The 22,379-nt window shown below is 51.1% G+C and carries 21 protein-coding genes; 3 read left to right on the top strand and 18 right to left on the bottom strand.

The genetic code is table 11. The features are described 5' to 3' along the window. Positions 1 to 138: 138 nt before the first annotated feature. From AC50Y3_RS01390 to AC50Y3_RS01365, 6 genes are all read right to left on the bottom strand, one after another. The gene (locus tag AC50Y3_RS01390) at positions 139 to 651 is read right to left on the bottom strand and encodes an adenine phosphoribosyltransferase (protein WP_494816991.1); all 513 of its coding nucleotides are present in this window, start codon (positions 649 to 651) and stop codon (positions 139 to 141) included. After that, a complete protein-coding gene (gene recJ / locus AC50Y3_RS01385) occupies positions 648 to 3,059 on the bottom strand; it encodes a single-stranded-DNA-specific exonuclease RecJ (protein WP_494816990.1) in 2,412 nt (803 codons plus the stop codon). The genes AC50Y3_RS01390 and recJ overlap by 4 nt, the downstream gene beginning before the upstream one ends. Before the next feature lie 45 nt (positions 3,060 to 3,104). Continuing rightward, positions 3,105 to 4,016: a cation diffusion facilitator family transporter gene (locus AC50Y3_RS01380; RefSeq protein ID WP_494816989.1), complete on the bottom strand. Its 912-nt coding sequence runs from the start codon at positions 4,014 to 4,016 to the stop codon at positions 3,105 to 3,107. 80 nt (positions 4,017 to 4,096) lie between these two features. Continuing rightward, positions 4,097 to 5,029, bottom strand: a complete 933-nt coding sequence (gene secF, locus AC50Y3_RS01375) for a protein translocase subunit SecF (protein ID WP_494816988.1) — start codon at positions 5,027 to 5,029, stop codon at positions 4,097 to 4,099. After that, complete coding sequence (gene secD / locus AC50Y3_RS01370) at positions 5,019 to 6,281, bottom strand: protein translocase subunit SecD (protein ID WP_494816987.1); 1,263 nt, start codon at positions 6,279 to 6,281, stop codon at positions 5,019 to 5,021. The genes secF and secD overlap by 11 nt, the downstream gene beginning before the upstream one ends. 90 nt (positions 6,282 to 6,371) lie before the next feature. Then, entirely contained in the window at positions 6,372 to 6,632 is a 261-nt protein-coding gene (locus AC50Y3_RS01365; RefSeq protein ID WP_494816986.1) for a post-transcriptional regulator, read from the bottom strand. A gap of 207 nt (positions 6,633 to 6,839) precedes the next feature. Here AC50Y3_RS01365 and AC50Y3_RS01360 point away from each other — a divergent pair, with 207 nt between their 5' ends. Beyond that, positions 6,840 to 8,462 (top strand): putative polysaccharide biosynthesis protein, encoded by a 1,623-nt coding sequence (locus AC50Y3_RS01360; protein WP_494816985.1) that lies wholly within the window; start codon positions 6,840 to 6,842, stop codon positions 8,460 to 8,462. Positions 8,463 to 8,507: 45 nt separating this feature from the next. Here the strand turns inward: AC50Y3_RS01360 and AC50Y3_RS01355 are convergent, their stop codons facing one another. Next, a complete protein-coding gene (locus AC50Y3_RS01355) occupies positions 8,508 to 9,260 on the bottom strand; it encodes a YetF domain-containing protein (RefSeq protein ID WP_494816984.1) in 753 nt (250 codons plus the stop codon). A gap of 274 nt (positions 9,261 to 9,534) precedes the next feature. Here AC50Y3_RS01355 and AC50Y3_RS01350 point away from each other — a divergent pair, with 274 nt between their 5' ends. Beyond that, on the top strand, positions 9,535 to 9,936 hold the full coding sequence (locus tag AC50Y3_RS01350; RefSeq protein WP_494816983.1) for a TIGR04086 family membrane protein: 402 nt from the start codon (positions 9,535 to 9,537) through the stop codon (positions 9,934 to 9,936). 111 nt (positions 9,937 to 10,047) lie between these two features. Further along, the gene (locus AC50Y3_RS01345) at positions 10,048 to 10,914 is read left to right on the top strand and encodes a phosphatase PAP2 family protein (protein ID WP_494816982.1); all 867 of its coding nucleotides are present in this window, start codon (positions 10,048 to 10,050) and stop codon (positions 10,912 to 10,914) included. A 51-nt stretch (positions 10,915 to 10,965) separates the two neighbouring features. Here AC50Y3_RS01345 and AC50Y3_RS01340 read toward each other — a convergent pair whose 3' ends face one another. The 11 genes from AC50Y3_RS01340 to AC50Y3_RS01290 all read right to left on the bottom strand — a co-directional run bounded on the left by AC50Y3_RS01340 (position 10,966) and on the right by AC50Y3_RS01290 (position 22,235). Beyond that, positions 10,966 to 11,826: a DUF421 domain-containing protein gene (locus AC50Y3_RS01340; protein WP_494816981.1), complete on the bottom strand. Its 861-nt coding sequence runs from the start codon at positions 11,824 to 11,826 to the stop codon at positions 10,966 to 10,968. A 160-nt stretch (positions 11,827 to 11,986) separates the two neighbouring features. Continuing rightward, on the bottom strand, positions 11,987 to 12,322 hold the full coding sequence (gene yajC, locus AC50Y3_RS01335; protein WP_494816980.1) for a preprotein translocase subunit YajC: 336 nt from the start codon (positions 12,320 to 12,322) through the stop codon (positions 11,987 to 11,989). An 18-nt stretch (positions 12,323 to 12,340) separates the two neighbouring features. Next, the gene (gene tgt / locus AC50Y3_RS01330; RefSeq protein WP_494816979.1) at positions 12,341 to 13,474 is read right to left on the bottom strand and encodes a tRNA guanosine(34) transglycosylase Tgt; all 1,134 of its coding nucleotides are present in this window, start codon (positions 13,472 to 13,474) and stop codon (positions 12,341 to 12,343) included. 22 nt (positions 13,475 to 13,496) lie between these two features. After that, positions 13,497 to 14,543, bottom strand: a complete 1,047-nt coding sequence (gene queA / locus AC50Y3_RS01325) for a tRNA preQ1(34) S-adenosylmethionine ribosyltransferase-isomerase QueA (RefSeq protein WP_494816978.1) — start codon at positions 14,541 to 14,543, stop codon at positions 13,497 to 13,499. Between the two features lie 10 nt (positions 14,544 to 14,553). Then, positions 14,554 to 16,734: a SpoIID/LytB domain-containing protein gene (locus tag AC50Y3_RS01320; RefSeq protein WP_494816977.1), complete on the bottom strand. Its 2,181-nt coding sequence runs from the start codon at positions 16,732 to 16,734 to the stop codon at positions 14,554 to 14,556. A gap of 27 nt (positions 16,735 to 16,761) precedes the next feature. Next, positions 16,762 to 17,208: a thiol-disulfide oxidoreductase DCC family protein gene (locus AC50Y3_RS01315; protein WP_494816976.1), complete on the bottom strand. Its 447-nt coding sequence runs from the start codon at positions 17,206 to 17,208 to the stop codon at positions 16,762 to 16,764. Then, the gene (gene ruvB / locus AC50Y3_RS01310; protein ID WP_091214847.1) at positions 17,208 to 18,251 is read right to left on the bottom strand and encodes a Holliday junction branch migration DNA helicase RuvB; all 1,044 of its coding nucleotides are present in this window, start codon (positions 18,249 to 18,251) and stop codon (positions 17,208 to 17,210) included. The genes AC50Y3_RS01315 and ruvB overlap by 1 nt, the downstream gene beginning before the upstream one ends. A gap of 19 nt (positions 18,252 to 18,270) precedes the next feature. After that, positions 18,271 to 18,903, bottom strand: coding sequence for a Holliday junction branch migration protein RuvA (gene ruvA / locus AC50Y3_RS01305; protein ID WP_494816975.1), 633 nt, complete (start codon positions 18,901 to 18,903; stop codon positions 18,271 to 18,273). Then, positions 18,900 to 19,403: a crossover junction endodeoxyribonuclease RuvC gene (gene ruvC / locus AC50Y3_RS01300; RefSeq protein WP_494816974.1), complete on the bottom strand. Its 504-nt coding sequence runs from the start codon at positions 19,401 to 19,403 to the stop codon at positions 18,900 to 18,902. The genes ruvA and ruvC overlap by 4 nt, the downstream gene beginning before the upstream one ends. A gap of 193 nt (positions 19,404 to 19,596) precedes the next feature. Next, positions 19,597 to 20,238: a BofC C-terminal domain-containing protein gene (locus tag AC50Y3_RS01295; protein WP_494816973.1), complete on the bottom strand. Its 642-nt coding sequence runs from the start codon at positions 20,236 to 20,238 to the stop codon at positions 19,597 to 19,599. A gap of 182 nt (positions 20,239 to 20,420) precedes the next feature. Next, the gene (locus AC50Y3_RS01290; protein WP_494816972.1) at positions 20,421 to 22,235 is read right to left on the bottom strand and encodes a LysM peptidoglycan-binding domain-containing protein; all 1,815 of its coding nucleotides are present in this window, start codon (positions 22,233 to 22,235) and stop codon (positions 20,421 to 20,423) included. Positions 22,236 to 22,379: the final 144 nt, after the last annotated feature.

Raw genomic sequence — 22,379 nt, 5'->3', positions numbered from 1 at the left:
CCCGAGTTTTCCTATTATTATGCCTGTTTTAAAGCCTTTCCGTCAACCTCTCGCTATGCCGGCACAGGCAGGTACAGAGAACGCCGGACAGCAGAAGGTTGCCCTTCCATGTCCGGCGCCATGGTAACCTCACGTTAATTAATACGTCATAAGCGAGAAAATATCGATTCCGTCAAGCTTCTTGCGGCCATCCAGGTAGCCCAGCTCGATCAGGAATACTGCACCGACCACTTCACCGCCAAGCTGACGGATGAGGTTGATCGAAGTCGCAATCGTACCGCCGGTCGCAAGAAGGTCGTCTGCAATGAGTACGCGTTGACCCGGCTTGATCGCATCTTTGTGAATAGCCAGCTTGTCATTGCCATACTCCAAATCGTAGCTGGCTTCAATGACTTCAGCAGGCAGCTTGCCGCTCTTGCGAATTGGAACAAATCCAGCGCCGAGCGTGACGGCAAGCGGAGCGCCGATAATAAACCCGCGGGCTTCCGGTCCGGCAACCAGGTCGATATGTTTGTCGGCAACCGCTTGACGAATAGCATCAATGGCATGCGCATAAACAGGACCGTTGTTTGTCAGCGTAGTGATGTCTTTGAAACGGATTCCCGGCTGTGGATAGTCTGGGATGATGCGGATGTAGTCTTTGTAATTCATGAAATAACGACTCCTTCGTTTAGGTGTAATAATGAGTTCTGCACTTCTTTGGTGATCCAATCGGTCATCGCTTTAATCGGTGCACTAATGATTTCGTTCAGTTCGGCAATGCGCTGCGCTTCACGGTACTCCGTTGAATGCGACAGCTCTCGCTTCACTGTTACTGGGCTTAGGTTCACAAAACCCTCTTCGGTCTGAATAAATTGCAATTCGGTAAACACCTTTATCATGAACGCTATGGAGGATTCGGCGATTCCGCTGAGCTTAGATGCCAATTGTTTACTTATGCCCTCTTCATCCATCGGGCATTCGCGTCGCAGCAGCTTGTACATTTCCCCGAACTGCTCCCGGGTTGGGAATGCCGCTCCGGCTCGGCTAATATCGTAATGAAGATGAACGGCTTCAAGTCCTTCACAGGCTGCAAGAGCAAATGATAGCTTCTCGGCAGACTGCGGTCTGCCAAACACGAATAAATGGCAACATGTGACCTTCTGCTGCTGTACAAAGGCATCATAAGTCATAAACGATACGTCTGTCACGACTTCCTGCGAAGCTTGAGCTGCCTCGAGCCAAGCCTCACTTGGAACCAGGACAACAGGGGCTCGGTAATTTCCTGAAGAAAGCTGTTTGCTGAGTGCACGGAGCGATTCGCTGCCGGCGTCCGTACGTTTATCGAAGACTTGAACATGCGGAACACGCAGATCGTTCACCATAAACTGGGCTTTTCGCTGCCCGTTCCACTCGTTTACTGAAAGCTCTCCGACCAGTTCAATGGCAGCACCATGGGACAGATGTTCGGATAAATGTCCGCTGCCGAAGCAGACCGCATCGAGCATTTTACCTTGTCCGCTGATGGACAGCTTCAAATGCTTGCTCTCTTTCCCCATCGCTTTGCGATCGGCAAGCGTGACGCCTGTCAGCAGCAGCTTCGGCGCTTCATTACCGATACCGAATGGTTCCAGGTGCGCGAGCTGTTCTCTGACGCGCAGCGTCGCATCTTCCATTTTGCAGGTCAAATCGATCATCGTTTTCGGAATCCAGTCTTCTTCCGTCAACCAGCTGTCGGCAAGCGCGCTAAGCTGTGCTTCAAAGGCCACCAGGTTGTCTCGATGCAAGGTCATGCCAGCCGCCGCTTGATGCCCTCCGTAATGATCCAGAAGCGCGTCACATTCGGTTAATGCCGCGTGCAGGTCATACCCTTCGATAGAACGAGCAGAGCCTTTGCATTTGCCTGTTTCACCATCGATCCCGAGAATCAGCGTCGGTTTATAGTATTTCTCAATAAACTTCGATGCCACGATGCCGACAACGCCCACGTTCCAGCCTTCGCCTGCAAGCACGATAACGGATGGCTCCGGCACTCCTGCTTCCGCTGCCGCTTTGCATTTGGCCGTCCACATGTCCTGCGCTTCCTGCACGATCGTCTCTACAATGAGCTGCCTTTGACGGTTCAACGCATCCAGACTGATCGCGCTCGCGGCTGCCGTCTCATGGTCTGTTGAAGTCAGCAGTGCCACTGCCTGCTGCGCATGCTCGAGTCTGCCCGCTGCGTTGATACGCGGCGCCATCCCAAATGCCACATTCGACGATTGCAGGGAGGCCAGCTCGATGCCCCCAACCTCGGCAAGCGCTCGGAAGCCCGGCTTGTCGGTTTGACGAAGCTGCTCCAGCCCGAATCTAACTAACACCCGGTTCTCATCTGTAAGCGGCATAAGATCGGCGATCGTCCCTAACGCGACGACATCCGTCCATTCTATCGGAGGTTCGTCCAGCAGCGCCTGCGCAAGCTTAAACGCGACACCTACACCGGCCAACCCCTTGAACGGATAACCGCAATCCTCTTGCTTCGGATTCACGATCGCATAGGCTTCCGGAAGCTGGTGAGGCGGCTCATGGTGATCGGTAACCACAATATCGATGCCAAGCTCGTTTGCATAGGCGATTTCTTCAACCGCGCTAATACCGGTATCGACGGTCACGATCAGCGTAATGCCAATATCGGCAGCTGCGCGTAGGGCAGCTTTGTTGAGACCATACCCCTCTAATGTTCGATGGGGGATATAATAATCAAAATTCAGCTCAAGCCGCGTGAACAGATACGTCATGAGTGTCGTGGACGACACGCCATCACAGTCGTAATCGCCATAAATCCTCACCCGTTCGCCGCTCTCCACCGCCGCTCGTATGCGAGCTACGGCTTCATTCATGCCCTTTAGCAGAAAAGGATCATGCAGACATTCGATGCCCCCGTTCAAAAACTGACGCGCAGATTCAACGCGGTCGTAGCCGCGCTGAACCAGCAGTCTCGCGACAAGCGGTGAAAGGGACAAGCTGCGCGCTAAGCCGGCTGCACGCGCCTCTCCCTCCAAATCAAACGAAGCGAGACTCCAGCGTGTTTTGGATTGCATCAATTGGCCTGACACCTCTTTTCTCAAAAAAAATCAACGCTGCTGCTATTGCAGTAGCGTCGGTAGTTGTTCCTGACTGGGATCGTGATTTGTTTTATACGGGTAACCCGGATCATACGGTTCCACATGAACAGTAACCTCTGTCATATGACTGAACCGTTTCATCAGAAAATATTTCACGCGCTTCGCGATCTCATTGCCCTCCAGCACCGAAATGCGCGGATTGACGCTGATGACCACATCAGCAACTGCGTAATGACCGTGCTCTCTGGCGCGAAGCACCTCGACGCCGATTACGCCTTCCATGCGAAGCACGACTGCTTTGAGCTCCGACATATCAGCAGGCTCGACTTCCAGGAACCGGCTGCGCATAACGGAAGCGGATGCGACTCGGTACCCGCTGGAGAAGACAATCACAACGATGATCAGCGAAGCTGCCGGATCCAAGTAATACATGACAGGCATGCCAAGCGGCTTGCCCAGCATTGCACCGCCTGTTCCGACAAGCGCTGCAAGTGAAGCATATAAGTCCGCTCCCCGTTCCTTGATCGGGAAGCGAACCTCTTTAAGAATGAAAGCAAGGAATACGACAAGGGCTGCAGGCCAGCCAGGTGCTTCATCAACACCGTCTGCGATGGATTTGATGGCAGAGATGCCAATTTCCAGACCTATAATCATAAGCAGAATGGATGCCACTACGCCGGTTGCTGCCTCCGCACGTCCTCTGGCTGCCGGTACAGGTGCATGGGGCGATCCCAGCTGCCTGCATCGACGGACACCTGTTAAGGAGACGAATGAGGCGGCGGCATCCGAAGCGGAACGGCAAGCATCAGCCAGTAACGCTTTGCTGCCTGACAACATACCGATTCCGCCTTTAATTACTGCTATACAGACGTTACCTATAAGTCCGGTCCATGCGGCAGACTCGGCTTTGGCATAACGTTGGGTCGCTGTCATGGACGCCTCCTGTTCAAGCATATTCGCTTAAGTTTTGTTCATGTGGATGAGCCAGGTTCGGCCACCCTCTACTAATCATACTACGATGCAGCCGGAGACTTGACTGCTGATTTTGGTTTTTGCTTCCTTTTCATGACAAGCCAGAGTTGACTCGCGATAAAGATCGAGGAATAAGCTCCGCTGACAAGACCAAACAAAATCGCCAGTGAGAACAGTCTGATGGACTCGCTGCCGAAGATAAGCAAGCAAAGCGCAGCCACGACAACCGTCATAACCGTATTAATGGAACGCGTCAATGTTTGCCAGATACTCTCATTTACCAGTTTAGCAATATCCGCGGCATTCTTGAGTTTGGCGAATCGCAAATTCTCACGGATCCGGTCAAAGATAACGATCGTATCATTGATGGAATAACCGATAATGGTCAAGATCGCTACGATGAAAGGCAGATTCACTTCCAGTTTGAAGATCGAGAACAAGCTGATTACGATAAATGCATCATGGAGCAAAGCGACGATCGCAGCAATGGCGAAACGCCACTCGAACCGGATGCTGACATAGATCACAATACCGATACTGGCTACGAGGACCGCATAAAGTGCATTCGTCTGAAGCTCTTTGGCGATTTCAACGTCTACCGTATTTACCTCGGCGGAAGCGTCCTTGTCAAATTTCTCGGCAAAGCCTTGCTTCAGCGCTTTCTCCTTCGCATCTGTCAGCACATCGTCGAAACGAAGCGTGACACGGCTTGTACCAACCGTTAAACCAGGTTCGCCAAACTCGTTATCCTTCAGGTACTTCTCAATCTCATCTTTCTGACCCGTCAAATCTTTCTTCACTGCAATATCAACGCTCGAGCCGGCACGGAAGTCGACCCCGTAATTTAAGCCATGGACGCCCAGTGTAATGATACCAAGCACCGTAATAATAATCGAGAAAATAAAGAAGTATCGAGCCTTCTTCACGAAATCGAACTTACGATCCGAAACCTCTGCAAATCCACTAAAGCGCACGTACTTCACTCTCCTTGACACCGAAGTAGGATTTCTTCTTCACAATGCCGCTGCGGATAATCAAAGTAAGGAGCAGGCGAGAGAAGAATACGTTCGTCAAAATACTGATAACGATACTTAGAAGCAGGATTACTGCAAAACCTTTAACCGAGCCGACACCGATAAAGAACAATACGAGCGCAGCGATTGTTGTTGTAACGTGCGCATCGATAATCGTACGGAACGAACTCTTGGAGCCTGCTTTTTGCGACGACAGAATGCTCTTGCCGCTGCGCATTTCTTCTTTAATCCGCTCCGCCATAATGATATTGGCGTCAACCGCCATCCCGATTCCGAGAATGAAGGCCGCGATACCCGGCAATGTGAGCGTCGCATCAATCAAGTTGAAGCCGAGCAGCAGCAACCAGATGTAAACAACGATACAGAAGCTCGCGATAAGACCCGGTAAACGATAAAACACCATCATGAAGAGCAAAATCAGCACAGTACCGATAGCACCGGCGACAATTGTCTCTTTCAGGGACAATTTACCCAGCGTAGCACCGACGCTTTGCGTGTATTTCTCGGTCAGCTTAAGCGGCAACGCACCTAAGTTGATTGTATTTTTAAGGTCATTCGCTTCTTCACGCGTGTAGTTACCCGTAATAACCGCTTCGTTGCTGTTAATTTCGGCCGCAACGTTTGGCGCGGACAACTCTTTGTCATCCAAGTAGATAGCCAATTGGTTGTTCGGGCTCAGCTTAGCAATTTCGCGTGTGATTTCAGCGAATTGACTTGCGCTTTTGAGCTTAATAGAAATCTCGTAAGCATTCAGGTTCGTTTGGTGAACCGAAGCTCCGTTCTGTTTGAAGTCGCTGCCGTGAAGCTCGACTTTACAGTATCCTTTATCAGCTGCGCAGCCGCGCGCACTGCGGAATGTCAGTTCTGCAGGCTTCTTGAGGATATCCCTCACTTTGTTCTCGTCAGAAACGCCCGCAATCTTCACGCGAATCCGATTGCTGCCCTCTGTTGTTACTTCCGGCTCTGCTACACCTGTTGCATTGGCACGTGCCTCAAGGCTCTTAGCCGTCTCGATCAGAGACTCCTTCGTCACTTTTCCGCCAGCCTCAATAGGCTGAGCTTCATACAGGATTTCAAATCCGCCTTTCAAATCAAGTCCTAGTTTTACGTCGTTGAAAAGCCAAGAGCTTGTTCCCGCTACTACGCCGGCAGATAGCACGACGATGAGTACGAATGCTAACAGACGATTCATAATACCCTCAGTTCCCCCTTAAATTCTCTTGTGTCAACATTCCTATTATAGCGATGCCTGAAAAACGAGTCAAAAAAAAGAGCCCACTCGTTAAAAATGGGTCCCTTTATAGGCACTTACCGTCAAAAAGTTCATAAATTTTGTCACTTTCAGCGACAAAATATCGTTGACGACCTGATGCATGGCCGGTTCGCCTGTTTTGGTGTACCGGTCCTTCACGCACTGCCAAATATCATTTCCCGTTACATGCTCGTAACCGATCAATCGGAATTCATCCGCTTTGCTATCACATAAATGCTCGATGGTCGCGATCCATTCTTCATTCGTTAATGGTAATAGTTCGCCCGTCATACTCACGACCTCCTCACGTTACTATGCCCTTTATCCTATATTCATTCGATGTCTTCTCCTCACATTCCTGCTTCTCCCATCGGCATCTTGAAAAAATGACATGGATTCGGACATGCTGCGCATAAGCATAAGGATAGAACAGGACAGGTCTTGCTGGTAATGGGAAGTGAACGATAGGGATCGAACGTAAAGGGAGAGGAACCGACTGTGACGAAGCAATCTTTTATTAAAGGCGCGTTGATTCTGCTGCTTGCAGGCATTGTGAATCGTATCCTTGCCTTTGTACCGCGTATTGCGCTTCCCCGCATCATCGGTGCAGAGGGAGTAGGGTTGTACCAGCTCGGATATCCGTTTTTGATCGTCCTGCTCACCATCATTACCGGCGGGATTCCACTTGCGGTGGCCAAATGGATCGCCGAAGCCGAATCCAAGGGCGATTCTAAACGGGTCAAGCAAATCTTCCGTTCGGCCATGGCACTTACAGTGCTGCTATCACTTCTGCTTACCGGCTTATTTGTTTGGCTGACGCCATGGATTACGACACGTCTTATGACAGATCCGCGCGTCTATCAGACGTTCCTCATGATGAGCCCGCTTCTGCTCATAATCGGCATCTCATCGGTCTATCGGGGGTATTTCCAAGGCAAGCAGAACATGATCCCGACTGCCCTTTCGCAAACGCTCGAAACGGTGATTCGCATCGTATTTGCGCTGTTATTCGCGAAGTGGCTGCTTCCATTTGGACTAGCCTGGGGAGCTGCAGGAGCCATGCTCGGCGTGGTGGTCGGAGAGATCGGTGGTCTTGTCGTTCTGCTCTGGCAATATGCCATGGATCGTAAACGAGTCAAGCTCGCAGTAATCAGAGAGAATTCTGAATCTGAGACTGCATTACAAGGTACAGCGCCAACCATTGGCAGTTTAAAATCCCATATTCCATTTCATAAACGGCGTGTTCCGGTTATGCGCCGATTGATCAGTCTTTCAGTTCCTGTAACCGGCAGCCGGATGATCGGGTCATTATCCTACCTCTTGGAATCCATTCTGACAGCACGTGCTTTGCTCGCGGCAGGGATTGCTGTTGGCGTGGCCACGTCCCAATATGGTGCCCTGCAAGGGATGATCATTCCGATTCTCTTGCTCCCGACTGCACTCACTTACTCCCTTGCCGTTTCGCTTGTGCCTTCCCTCTCAGAAGCAGCAGCCAAAGGCGACCGCGCAACGATCCATAAACGGCTGCATCAGTCGATGCGCCTCTCGCTTGTAACGGGGGCTCCCTTCGTTGTTGTCATGGTTCTCTTCGCAGAACCGCTTTGCCGTATTCTTTACAACCATGTTGAAATTGCGCCGATGCTGCAATGGATGGCCCCTGTCGGCTTATTCATCTACTTGCAGGCTCCGCTTCAAGCAGCGCTCCAAGCGCTCGATAAACCGACCACCGCTCTTATGAACACCTTTATCGGCGCGGTTGTGAAGCTTGTTCTCATCGTTGAGCTCGCATCAGATCCATCCCTTGGCATATACGGAGCCTTAATCGCCATCAACGTAAATATCGTACTTGTCACGGTGCTGCACTGGATTGCCGTTGTTCGCTCCGTTGGTTTCAGCATGGACATCCTTGATTTCCTCAAAGTCGGCGCGGCAATGTTCATTATGGGAGCTGCCTCATTATGGGTAATGAACCTGCAGGTATTGCCTGCCTTGTGGCATAACCTGTTCGTCGCCTGCACAGCCGGCATTATCGTCTATCTCATCCTCATGGTGCTAATGCGCATCATCGACCGCTATGATGCAGAGCGCATCCCTTATCTCGGCAGATGGTTCAAATCCTAACAAAACACCGGCTTATAGTTAAGCCGGTGTCCGTCTGTAAGTCGCTTACTTATGTGGATGTCTCCCCCGTCTTGCGTCGAGAAAGATTTTGCCCCGATGGTCGATCGTGCATAAGAATACTTGCTTTACATCTGTAATTCCACGCTGACGCAGCTGATTATTCAACCAGAAGCGGTCTTTGCCAAGCTGCTCCAAATTCGTTTTCTGAATCTCACCATCCATAATGAGCGGCACGGGCAGCGTTTCGAAGCGGTAATTTTTGGGGAACGGCTTCGGGAAATGGGAATCCTGCCCATGGCCTTGCCCTCCCTGACCCTCTTCACTCGATGACCCCCGATGGTGATGCTCATGCCGATCCTTTTGAATAATGGAAAGTTTCCCGGTTGTCTCCAATATGGCGAACTCCACATCCGCAATATTCGTTTTATTTTCCCGAAACTGTAGCATCAGATCATCTAAATTATATCGCTGTTTGCGCATCGCTTCACGGTTGAGCTTGCCACGCTCCACCAGTACAACCGGCTCACCGTCGAACAAAATGCGCAGCTTACGGCTCTTCAGCGAAATGATGGCAATGACGATCTGAATGACGAGCAGAAAGACCATTGGCAATATGCCGTCCATTAGCGGGCGATCCGTATCCTCAATAACGAAGACGGCGATTTCGGCAATCATGACGGAAATGACGAGGTCAAATACGGAAAGTTTACCGATTTCCCTCTTCCCCATAAGCCGCATAATGAGAAACACGATAAAGTAGATGAGAAGCGTCCGGAACATCAGTGTCAAGTATTCCACTTGAGCCGCCCTCCTTGGATGTAGTGCGAGGCTGCTGCATCCCCGCATTCGCATCTGGCTGATTTATCGCTGCCAGCTGTAGTTGTTTCATGCCAGCACAAAGTACAACTATTGTCACCTGTTGCAAAGTACATCATACGAAGGTTGATGTTCGAATATTTGGTAATCAAGCGGAGTCCCTGCTGCTGCGGGCCTACTTGTACTATTCTGATCAGCTTGACCATATCTTGTAATAATCGTGAACACGAGCGTAAATAATTGGAGGGATAGCGATATGAAACCAATCAACGCCATGAAAAATGTTCCTAAAGTGCACATGGCTTCACCGATGCTCGCAGGCATTTTGTATGCATCCATTTGGCTGGCCTTAGGGGCTATTCTGCTCTCGACTATGCTGAGATGGGGGAGCATGCAGGAGACCCAGCTGCCGCTTTACAGTTTGATCGTGCACGGCTACTGCTCCCTTGCGGGCGGATTCGTATCCGGCAGAAGATCCGGGATGCGTGGATGGTATTATGGCGGCATGCTCGGCATTGCCTATGGCTTATTGATACTGCTAGTCAGCTTTCTTTCCACGAACACCGGTATCAGTGGCAGAACATTTACAATGCTGGTCGAAACGCTGCTTTGCGGAGCATTCGGCGGCATGATTGGCGTGAACACCAAACGGTCCTGACAGCTTGTCCCGTTTGTGAACACTTTTGGAAATGGTCTCACTTGGGTATAGATTGTGATATACTAGATCGAGCTGAAATTACGAAGGTGCTTTAGGAGGAAAGAACGTATCATGACTTTGTTTGACAACATGACGACGGTCGCGATCTATTCGGCCATTACGGTGACGCTTCTGATCTGGTATGGAGCTGCAACGAACCCGTTCAAGGTTGGCGGATTATTTCTCAAAGAGATGGCACTGAACCGCAAATATTTGCTGCATTTCGGCGCATTGATGCTGATCTTGTTCTGCAACAAGCTGGAGATGCGCATCGAACATCATATGACGTACACTTATGATTTCGCTACATTCTTCCAATCGATTGAAGGAAACTTCGTCGCCAATCTTCAACATACGTTTGAGAATCGGTATTTAACTGTTTTTCTGGCTTTCATGTACGTGGTCGTCTTCCAAGCGATGCTCATTGCATCAATCGGAATTTACTCCAAACGAAGCAAAAATAAACGCATGTTCTACGCTTTATGTTACGCGATTATGATTAACTATTTAATCGCGATCCCGTTCTACTTGTTTCTGCCGGTTAATGAAGTCTGGTATCACGATCCGACGCACGTTTCGTTCCTGATGTTAAACGTGTTCCCGGATTTCGAGAACCAGTACCGCGCCTTATCGGGCCTGGATAACTGCTTCCCAAGCTTGCATACTTCGATATCCGTTACGCTTGCGATATTGGCCGTTCGCTCGGGTATCAAACGATGGGCATGGTTCTGCTGTATCTGTGCCGTAATCATTATCTTTGCAATCTTCTATCTGGGTATCCACTGGCTGATCGACATGTGCGGCGGCCTGGTGCTCGCTACATTCGCTTCCACGATGGGCATGCGCCTAAGCGCATTGAACTTGTCGCTCCGCCGGGGTCGTCGCAACGGATCCATACCTGCAGCTAATATTACTTATCTGCGCGAGGATGCGAAATAAACAAAATAGAGACCGCCGGTTGCATGTGTAACCGGGCGGTCTCTTTTTGTTCTATTGATAAATAAGCGGTCTGACCTCATCAATCAAGTGCTGCAGCTGCTTAGAGCAGGCTGCATATTTCTGCTTCTCGGCTTCGTCCGCTGTCAGCAGCCCATACATCTCCATGTCTGCTTCGCATTTCTTCAATGCGGCCAGCAGTGTTGCTTGATTCTGACTCTTCGGCTGTTTAACCTTATCATCGTACAAATCAATAGTCAGCGTGCCGAAATCGTCAATTTGAGCCAGAAACACATCCTCAACGCGAAGATCCGATTTCTTGAGCTCTTTGACCAGCCATGTCTCGTTAAAGCCTCTCACATGAAGGGGATCCGTCAGCACCACGCCATCCATAATGACTGCCATCGGCTCTCGTTCCGGCGTCACTTTAATACCAAGCTGCTTCGGGGTTAATGGTAAATTCTCGGACTTCAGGAGCACATTGATCGCTCCGCTCGCCTCCATGATCGCGAACTCGACGTCAGCTGCTTTGAACACATCTTTCATACGCAGCTGCTGCATCAGCTCATCGGTTGTCAGACGCTCTTTCTTCAAGTTCTTTTCTAGTATTTTGCCCTTCTGAATCAATACTGTCGGCGTCCCGTCAATCCAGTTTCGGACTCTCTTGCTTTTTAATTGAAGCAGCTCGATGCCAAGGGAGACTGCAACCCATACCCCTAAGGACAACATACCCAAGTACCATTTCGCATCCGTATCAAGTGAAATATACCCTGCCAAGTTACCTATTGTGATACCTGTGATATATTCAAAAACGGACAGCTCTGTAACCTGGCGTTTCCCAAGCAGCTTCGTCATCAAGAGCAAGAAGACGACAGCCATTAACGTCCGCCACATGATCTCCATCCAATTACCCACTGTTCTCCACCTCCATCGCGCCAAGCACGTACGTTCATTATGTGCGCAAATGCTGGAAATTATGAGTCAACCCTCCCTCATATAGGGAATAAAAAGAAGCCGTAACGAATAGGACTACTAGTCCTCTCTCGTTCCGGCTTCTTTCAATAGTACTGCTGGATTACGCTTTAATATTCTCTGCTTGATCTTCTTTCTTCTCTACCACTGGCGCAGATGGAGCTGCTGCAACTGCCGCGCTGCTCGTTGTAATCGTGTTAATCGCGCTGCGGTCAAATGTAATCTTCGTCGCATCGTTGACGCGAAGGACAACAACGTCATCCGAGATTTCCATAATTGTTCCGTGCATACCGCCGATTGTTACGATTTTATCGCCTTTCTTCAGCGAGCTAAGCATCGAGTTGCGCTGCTTCGATTTACGCTGCTGCGGACGAATCAGAAGGAAATAAAATACCGCAAACATAAGTACAAACGGGAGTAAAGATGCTGCTGATCCCATATTAGTTCACCCCTTTCCTTAAAATCCTTTATCGTTCTCGTGCAGGCCGTACTTATTGAAGAAGTCATCACGGAAATCAAGTAATCGGTCATCCATGATTGCTTGTCTCACGCCTCGCATCATCTCTAGAAGGAAATGCAAATTGTGAATGGTAGTCAATCGAATTCCGAACGTCTCGTCAGCCTTGATCAAGTGACGCAAGTACGCTCGGGAGTAATTCGTACAGGTGTAACAGCTGCATTCCGGGTCCAGCGGACCGAAATCTTCTGTGAATTTCGCATTGCGGATGACTAATCGACCTGAGCTCGTCATCGTAGTACCGTTGCGAGCAATTCGAGTAGGCAACACGCAATCGAACATATCGATTCCGCGGATAGAGCCTTCGAGCAGCGCATCGGGTGAGCCTACGCCCATTAAGTAGCGCGGTTTGTTAGATGGCAGCAAAGGAACCGTACAATCAAGCACATTGTACATGAGATTCTTCGGTTCTCCGACGCTTAATCCTCCAATAGCATACCCCGGGAAATCCATGGAAGTCAACTCAGCCGCGCTCTGACGGCGCAAGTCTTCATACATGCCTCCCTGCACGATCGCGAACAATCCTTGATCATGCGGACGAGCATGGGCAGCCAAGCAGCGCTCTGCCCAGCGTGTCGTACGCTCCAGCGATTTCTTAACATAGTCGTAATCGGCTGGGTAAGGTGCGCATTCATCGAATGCCATCATAATGTCGGAGCCGAGCGCATTTTGGATTTCCATCGCCACTTCAGGTGACAAGAACAGCTTGTCGCCGCTCAAATGGCTGCGGAATTCTACGCCTTCTTCTTTGATTTTACGCATATTGCTTAAGCTAAATACTTGAAATCCGCCGCTATCCGTCAGAATTGGGCGATCCCAATTCATGAATTTATGCAGGCCGCCCGCTTTGCGAACAATTTCATGTCCCGGCCGGATAAACAGATGGTACGTGTTGCTCAGAATAATCTGAGCATCCATCGTCTTCAGTTCTTCCGGGCTCATCGTCTTTACTGTAGCCTGCGTGCCTACCGGCATGAAAGCAGGTGTTTCGATAATTCCGTGAGGCGTATGTACGCGTCCAAGGCGCGCCCCCGATTGCTTGCAAGTCTTAATTAACTCGTATGTGATTGCCACTCGTGCACTTCCTCTTTCTGTCCTAGTAAATAAACATGGCGTCGCCGAAGCTGAAGAATCGATATTCCCGTTCAATCGCTTCCTTGTACGCATTCATAACTGCTGACCGTCCGGCTAATGCGCTGACGAGCATCACCAGCGTTGACTTCGGCAAGTGGAAATTCGTTAGCAGTGCATTAACCAGCTTGAACTCGTAGCCTGGGAAAATAAAAATATCTGTCCAGCCGCTGCAAGCCTGTATATCCTCATACGTAAACCGAGCCGAAACGGTTTCAAGCGTTCTTGCGGAAGTTGTGCCGACCGCAACAATTCGACCGCCTCGTTCCTTCGCGGACCGAAGCATCGCTGCTGTTTCTTCACTTAATTCGTAGTATTCCGTGTGCATCGTATGCTCTTCGATTGTATCAACCGACATCGGACGGAACGTGCCAAGACCAACATGCAGCGTAATATAACCGATATGCACGCCTTTAGCCGCCAGCTGATCGAGAAACGGTCTTGTAAAATGAAGACCCGCCGTCGGTGCCGCAGCTGATCCCTCATGCTTGGCATACACCGTTTGATAGCGCTCGCGATCGCCAAGACGCTCTTTGATGTAAGGCGGCAACGGCATTTCTCCTAGCCGATCCAGCAGTTCAGGGAAGATACCTTCATAATGAAACTCGATCTCGCGACCGCCCATTTCACCTTCCCCTACCACGGTTGCCCGCAGTAGAGGCTGTCCGTTACCATCGTCACCGAAAGATAGTTGCGCGCCAACCTTTAACCGCTTGCCCGGCTTCGCCAATGTATCCCAGCGGTCACCTTCAAGCTGCTTGAGCAGCAGCAGCTCGACTTTAGCGCCTGTATCGGACTTCATCCCCATCAATCGAGCCGGCATCACCCGAGTGTCGTTAAGGATTAAGGTATCCCCCGGCTGAAGCAGCTCAGCCAGCTTCGTAAACGTATGATGCTCCACTGCACCCGACTCGCGATTTAGTGTTAGCAGCCGTGAGGACGTGCGGTCCGCAAGCGGCGTTTGTGCTATTAAATGTTCCGGTAATTCAAAATCAAACTCATTTACATTCATCGACTAGTTCTCATTCCTTAACGATCGTCACGTCTTTGTAATAGTATTGCATTATATATTTATAGTCATACCCAAGGTCTGCCAACCCGCGCGCTCCATACTGAGACAAGCCCACGCCATGTCCGTTACCGGAACCGACGAATCGGAAGCCGGGATCTTTCGTCGCGGCCCGCACTTCGCCTTCGCCATTCATGATGAAGACATTGCGATCCTTCAATTCCTTCGTTGCCCCATCTCCGCCAATGAGGTACATCGTGCCGTTATCATTCAAAGTCGGGCGTTCTCTTACTTCATGATTGCCGCCTTCAATGGTCATTCTGGCGGTTTCATCGATTTTGAACAAGGTGCTTGGCAATCCTCCGAACGCAGCGCGATACACATCCGGATACTTCACCTGCAGCTTCTCTCCGTTCACTAGCAGCTCAGTGGGACGCCCCGACGGACCGCTTTGACTGATCTCCAGTGTCGCGATCTTGCCTGTTATCGGCTTCTGCAGCTTACCGTTCGTGAATGCCAATAGCTCTGCGGCCGTATACGTTCCTCTTACCCATGACATTTCATTGGATTGCGGCACTTTCTCCAGTTGGACGGCCATTGTTCCACGGTTTGCCTGATCCACGACCGGTACATTGTCTTGAATGAGCGGAATCGGACGCAGCTTCGCACCATCCGCATTCACGCGCAGAAGGGGTTGTCCGACCTTTGACTTCTGATCGGTAACCTCCAGCAAATCCTCTCGCATATAGCCTACCGATCCATTCGGGAGAGCGATCCGGTACCACTGATACAACCCTTTCTCCGACGAAGAATCCGGACTTTGCGCACTCTTCAAGTAGCCGATGCTATTGCCCCATATCTCACTCGAATCGGCTGTTACGCCGCCGGCACTGGATGAGAATACCGTCTCGATGACCTTGCCGTTGTACATCGCCACTTCGCCGTTTGTCGCATCAACCGCCGCAATCGTTGAAGGCTTCTCGGAACCGATGCCTCCATAGGCTTGACTGAGTGTAGTGTCTACGACATGTGCAACTTGAAAGCCAAATCCCTGGTAAATCGCATATGTACGTGCTGCAACCGCCTGCGATTTCAATGCTTCGGCAGGCCAGGATGCCGGCATCTCCGCGCCTACAACGGCATACAAATACTGCTCAAACGGTAATTCATTGATGACGGCAAGCTTATTGTTTAATCCGCTTACCTCAAACTGCCCGCGATAGCTCCGATTATAACGTTCCATCAGCTTAACGCCTGTAGTGGAGGTTGCAGAAATCCATAGCTTTGCTCCTGCGGTTGGTACGGAATAGAGCGAGACAGGCGGTTTCGAAGCTGAATCAACCGTCGTGTAGTCGTCCCGGATTACGAAATAAGCGGATGCCGCATCCGTCTGCCGCAGCGTCAAGGCACCGTTCACCTTCTGCGCCTGGGCTTTGACTTGACCGAGCGCCGTCTGATCGCTCTCTGAGCCGATTACGACGGTATAAACACCTGCATCCATCCCGGTCTGTTTCATGGCAGCATAAGCCTCTACCCCGCTTGAGCCGAGTGCCTGCGCCGCTTTCACAGCTTCGTCTTTGGAGGCATAGACCATACCGGTATCCAAATGCAGCGGTCCGATCAGGTCTGCTTTACTCGATTTGCCGGCATAACCAGCCAGCGTTGCATCCTTCAACCAGCGGTCTCCGGCAGCTTTCGCTTCCGCAGCAGTGGCATAAGAACCTTCTTCGATTTGATACACCTTACCGCGAGAGTCGTTCACCGCTGTCATGAAACCTGCCGCTCCCATTGCCTTGAGCCGTTTATATGCGGCTAACGCCGTCATATAATCGGATGTCTCCAGCAACAGCGGCTTGTAATCGTCAAGAGTGAATCTCGTCGTTTCACCGATTGCACTTTGAAACATCGGGACAACGCCTGAAGGCTGACGAACGCCAACTTGCAGCGCAGCAGCCGAACTGAAGGTCGCTGCCGCCGTATCCAGTTTATACTTACTGGTATTCAGGAAGATGGCTACACGTATATTATCCAGTTTAGGTACAGCCGCACCACTGGAAGGTACAGATGTCCAAACCGAGAGGCCTATGACTCCGGTCAACAGCAACGTAAATGTTCGCATCGTCTTCGGCAGTCTTGAGCGTTTCACTGCCGGCTCTGTGGATTCGTTCGCATGAACGACGTTTATGCCTTTCATCGGCAAAACATCCATTCCCCCTCGCCATTAATCTTTTTTGGGTAACGCACAAACGCCTTCGTGACAGCTGTCATCTGTTCGGCCGAACCAGTCATAACGTTTCGCCGCGATGACCCGGTAGATTCCATCTGCCGCGATTCTAAGACCGGGCACACGGTACAGCCAAGCCAGCCATCTTAAGCCTTTAACCGTACGCATAATTCGAATGACGCCTGCCGCTCCGGCATGCAGCGTCCCATCTGCCTCGACAACATGCATCTTCGTCAATAAAGTCTCCGTATTAAGCGATGCCAGACCGGGGATGGTCTCATAGGTTTCATCTAACGACTGAACCGGAATGAATCGCAGCACGGCAGTCGACTGCAGCTCCTTTAACTTACGAACACTGCCCAGACATAAGTTGCAGGTACCATCATACAAGACAATAAGCTTCTCGCGTTTGCTCTCATCCGTACTGCGTTCTTTCTTGGCCATTATACGGAGCTACCTCCCTCACCATTATCGGCGTCAGCACCTGGCTGCTGCGGCACAGGGAGGCCCAAATGCCGGTAGGCAAGCGGCGTTACCATGCGACCGCGCGGTGTGCGCTGGAGGAAACCGATCTGCATCAAATAAGGCTCATAGACATCTTCAATCGTTTGACTTTCTTCACCGATTGTAGCCGCTATCGTATCGAGTCCCACCGGACCGCCGCGATAGATGGAAATCATGGCACGGAGCATCTTGTGATCAATACTGTCTAGCCCGAGCGGATCCACTTGGATGAGACCAAGCGCCGACTGGGCCAGTTCATGCGTAACAATCCCGTCGTTCCGTACCTGTGCGAAATCACGGACCCGCTTCAGCAATCGGTTCGCAATCCGCGGCGTCCCACGGGAGCGCATCGCAATTTCCTGCGCGGCTTCTCCAATAACGCTCACACCTAGAATTTCCGCTGCCCGCGACACGATGAATGCAAGTTCATCCACCGAATAGAACTCCAGCCGGCTTACTACCCCGAAACGGTCACGCAGCGGCGCGGACAACAAACCTGCTCGCGTCGTAGCGCCGATCAATGTGAACGGCGGAAGCTCCAAGCGGACTGATCGTGCACTGGGACCCTTACCGATCATAATGTCGAGCGCAAAGTCCTCCATCGCCGGATAAAGCACTTCCTCCACCGTCCGATGCAAGCGGTGGATTTCATCGATAAACAAGACATCGCCTTCCTGTAAATTCGTCAGCAGCGCGGCAAGATCGCCGGGCCTCTCGATTGCAGGACCGCTCGTGGTTCGTAGATTAACACCAAGCTCGTTGGCGATGATATTCGATAATGTTGTTTTGCCAAGTCCCGGAGGACCATAGAGCAAGACATGATCCAGCGCTTCTTTGCGCAGCTTTGCCGCCTCAATGAATACTTTCAGATTCTCTTTCACTTGAGTTTGACCAATATACTCAGCCAAATAGCGAGGACGCAAACTCAGCTCCACCGCTTGATCTTCCATCATGAGGTTGGCGGAAATAATCCGATCGTCCATTCACGCTTACCCCTCTCTGCTAGCCTTTAAACAATTGCTGCAGCGCCCGTTTCATCAGTGCATCCACAGATTCATCAGCTGCCGCGTCATCCTTCATGCCCTGCCATGCGCGATCAAGCTCAGCTGCCGTATACCCGAGCGTCGTGAGTGCTTCTCGCGCTTCCTTCCAATTCGGATTGCCGCCGAACAACGTTCCGCTGTCTGCGCCATCGTCCAGTACGATGCCTGCCGCTGCGAAGCTGAAGCCTCCCGGAATCGCATCAAGCTTATCCTTCAAATCAAGCACCATCCGCTGCGCCGTCTTCTTGCCGATGCCGGGCAGCTTGGTTAGAAACGTCAAATTCTCCTGCTGGATGGCAGCCGCGATCGTTTCCGGCTTACCGCCCGCCAGAATTCCCAGTGCCACGCGCGGTCCAATGCCGGACACTTCAAGCAGCTTGCGGAACATAGCCTGTTCCTCACGAGATGCGAAGCCGAAGAGCAGCGTCGCGTCTTCCCGAACATGATGATGGGTATAAATCGTCACAGGCTCATCACTCTTGGCAAAAGCGTACGGGTTTGGCGTAAACACCCGGTAACCGATATCTCGAACATCTACCACGACAAACTCTGTATCCAAATGGACGATGCGTCCTCGTACATAATCGATCATTTCCGGTTCACCCCGTTAATTTTATCCATCAGAACGGAAGAATGGGCGTGGCAAATGGCCACCGCAAGCGCATCCGCAACGTCATCCGGTTTAGGTATTGCGCTAAGCTTCAGGAACATGCGGACCATCTCCTGCACCTGTTTCTTCTCCGCTTTGCCGTATCCGACAACCGCCTGCTTCACCTGCAAAGGCGTGTATTCCGTCACAGGCAATCCGCGCTGGGCTGCTGCCAGAATCATAACGCCACGTGCCTGACCGACAGAAAATGCCGTCGTCACGTTCTTATTGAAAAACAGCTTCTCTACGGCGACGGTATCCGGTTTGTAGCGATCCATCAGCGCACAAGTAGATTCGTAGACCTGCTTGAGCCGCTCCTCTTGAGGGGTATGCGCCTCGGTTTGAATACAGCCGTATTGGACGGGAACCAGCTTACTCCCGATTTTGTCAATGAAACCAAATCCAACGATTGCAATCCCTGGATCTATCCCTAAAACACGCAAGCCTCTTCTCTCCCCATGCCAAAAAATAGTATGATCAAAAATTGGCTTCCATCTATTATAGCAAATGATAGGCACGATGAGAACACGCGTTTTGTCCTTCGGGAACGCTCCCGGAACAACATAAAAGACGGACGCTGCGTGCGTCCGTCTCTCGTCCGATCGATTATTGGGCCTGGCTGTTAGAAACAGCCGGTCAGAAGTCTCGTTTCATTACTTTCTCCGTGCGATCGACCGCATAATCACTGAAGGTGGACAATACACTGTTGTACTCGTCCTTGTCCGTAATCCGAATTCCGTTCACCAGCTCCTCGATCCGTTCCTTCGGCAAGCTGCTCTCCATGTAGTTGACATCCAGTTGAAAAAAAGTACGCAGCACCTTCTCCTTCTTCGGAGAGCCATCAAATAACGTTAAGTTGCCTGCCTTATCCATACTGATATAGCCGCTTTGCTTGCAGGCTTCCGATAAGTCGTCAATGCGCTGCTCCATTACCACCGCTGCCTCTGTATCAAGCACGGCCGTCCACTCCGGATGCTCCTTGAGTAAACGAAGCGCTTCTTTCGAGGTCATCTGTCCAAGTGTGCTCATCTCTTCGCCGCATAAGAAAATACGGTGCAGCTTGACGGTCACCTGCTCTGCAGGCGATGCCAGCACTTCGATTACGCTTCGTGTTCCTGCTCCGGTGGAAGGCGGATTTATCTGCTTCATAGCTTGTACAGAACGGACGCTTGTAAGCGAGAGTAAGGTCACAGCAAGCAGACAGCCTAATTGCCACATCGGCCGTCGATTTCGCAGCAACCTTTTTTTCAATTTCTTCCAGAGGCTGAATTCCATCATCGGGAACTCCCCTTTTTACCTTTTTTGCTAGTGTCTCACCTCTGCTGGAGAATTATGCACATTTTGCTCCGTTAAGTAGAAATGGATGTTGCCGTCTTATTCATTTCACAAAAATAACCCCGGCATCATCGCCGCATGTATCCATGCGCGCAATGACTGCCGGGGTTATTTCGTTATATCGCTTAGCGATTAATCCACGGTAAACTTCCGCGGCGTTTCGGTTTCACGGTGCGTGTTTGGCGAACGACTACTTTTTTGCTTGTTTTGCGCGGTGAAGCCGATTTGCCCGGGGACGCAACCAGGGCGTCTTCTTCTTCGAACTGCTCGACTTCGTCATCGCGTTTCTCATGGCAGCCGCAGTTACAATTTTTCTTCCCCGTTGAAGCTCCTGCTACGACAGGCGATATTTGACCGCCACCCATGTAGCCGTAACCGCCTTGTGGACCCATGTTAGCCGGGGATACCATCGACGGATCATAGTAACCATAGCCGCCCTGCGGACCCATATTCGCTGGGGATACCATCGACGGATCGTAGTAACCATAGCCGCCCTGCGGACCCATATTCTCCGGGGATACCATCGATGGATCGTAGTAACCATAGCCGCCCTGCGGACCCATTTCAGCAGGAGATACCATTGATGGATCATAGTAACCATAGCCGCCTTGCGGACCCATGTTGGCCGGGGATACCATCGACGGATCATGGTAACCATAGCCGCCTTGCGGGCCCATGTTAGCCGGAGATACCATTGACGGATCGAAACCATAACCGCCCTGCGGGCCCATGTTGGCCGGAGATACCATTGACGGATCGAAACCATAACCGCCTTGTGGACCCATTTCAGCCGGAGATACAGCCTGCGGACCCCAGCCATAGCTTGGCGCTCCCCATGGCAATGTTACCGGCGGACACCATTCCATGTCTTCTGCAGGACTGACTGCAGATGGATAGCCATAGCCGCCTTGCGGACCCATTTCAGCAGGAGATACAGCAGACGGATAACCGTAGCCGCCTCCCATCGATACCGGAGATACCGCTGTCGGCTGCCCGTAACCGCCTCCCATCGATGCAGGGGATACCGCGGTCGGATTCGAATACCCATAACCGCTTCCCATGGATGCCGGAGATACCGCTGTCGGAGTCGAATATCCATAGCCGCTTCCTATCGATGCCGGAGATACGGCTGTCGGCTGCCCATAGCCGCCACCCATCGATGCCGGTGATACGGCTGTCGGCTGCCCATAGCCGCCGCCCATCGATACCGGAGATACCGCTTCTGGCATTTTCGGCATATCATAAAGCGACATAACCTCAGTGGCCGGAACGCCGTATTGTTTGAATAAATCGACATGCTGGTCATAGGAATTGTAGACCGGATATTTCTTCTCAACGGCAGGCATGATTTCAGGCACCGGCATCGGCATTGGAGCCGGCTCTGGCATCGGTGTCGGAGCGATTTGCTCCGGTGCCACCGGCATCGGCGTCGGAACCGGCGCTGTGTTTGCTTTTTGACCTGTCGATTTCTTACCGCCGAGTAACGAAGGCGCTGTTGACATTTTGCCCATCAAGCCTTGAACGCCTTGCATCACCGATGAAGGGTGAAGCGGATGATGACCGTTTGCGTGTTGGTTGTTACTTTGCATATGCGTCTCATGCATATGATGTGACGAGCCTGGCTTAGGTATATTTACGACTTCGCCGGTCAGCAGCACGTTTGGATTTTTCAGCTGCGGATTAGCTTTAATCATATCACTGAGCGGGATCCCCCATGCTTTGGAGAGTTTCCACAATGTATCACCTTGTTGTACAACATGCTGGTGCATAAACTCCATATTTCCCGTTTGAGAAGTCGGTACTTTGATTTTCATTCCGATGTCAATCACGTCGGGATTGGTGATAGTAGGATTCAGTTTCATGATTTCTTCCTGCGAAACATTATACTTCTGGGCAATGAGGTATAGTGTATCGCCTTTTTTGACAATATGAATTTTCACCCGTCAAAAACCTCCTGTCACGTTTGTACGCCTTGGGCAGACGTGGTAAACGCCCGTTATCAATCCCTACATCCTATGCATGAGATGGGCGAGTGTCACCCTTCCTTACAAAAAAAAGTTAAAGCTCCACCCCATTTAGACGAG

The sequence above is a fragment of the Paenibacillus sp. J22R98 genome (genome assembly GCF_059383835.1).
This window is presented reverse-complemented; position numbering and strand designations above follow the sequence as displayed.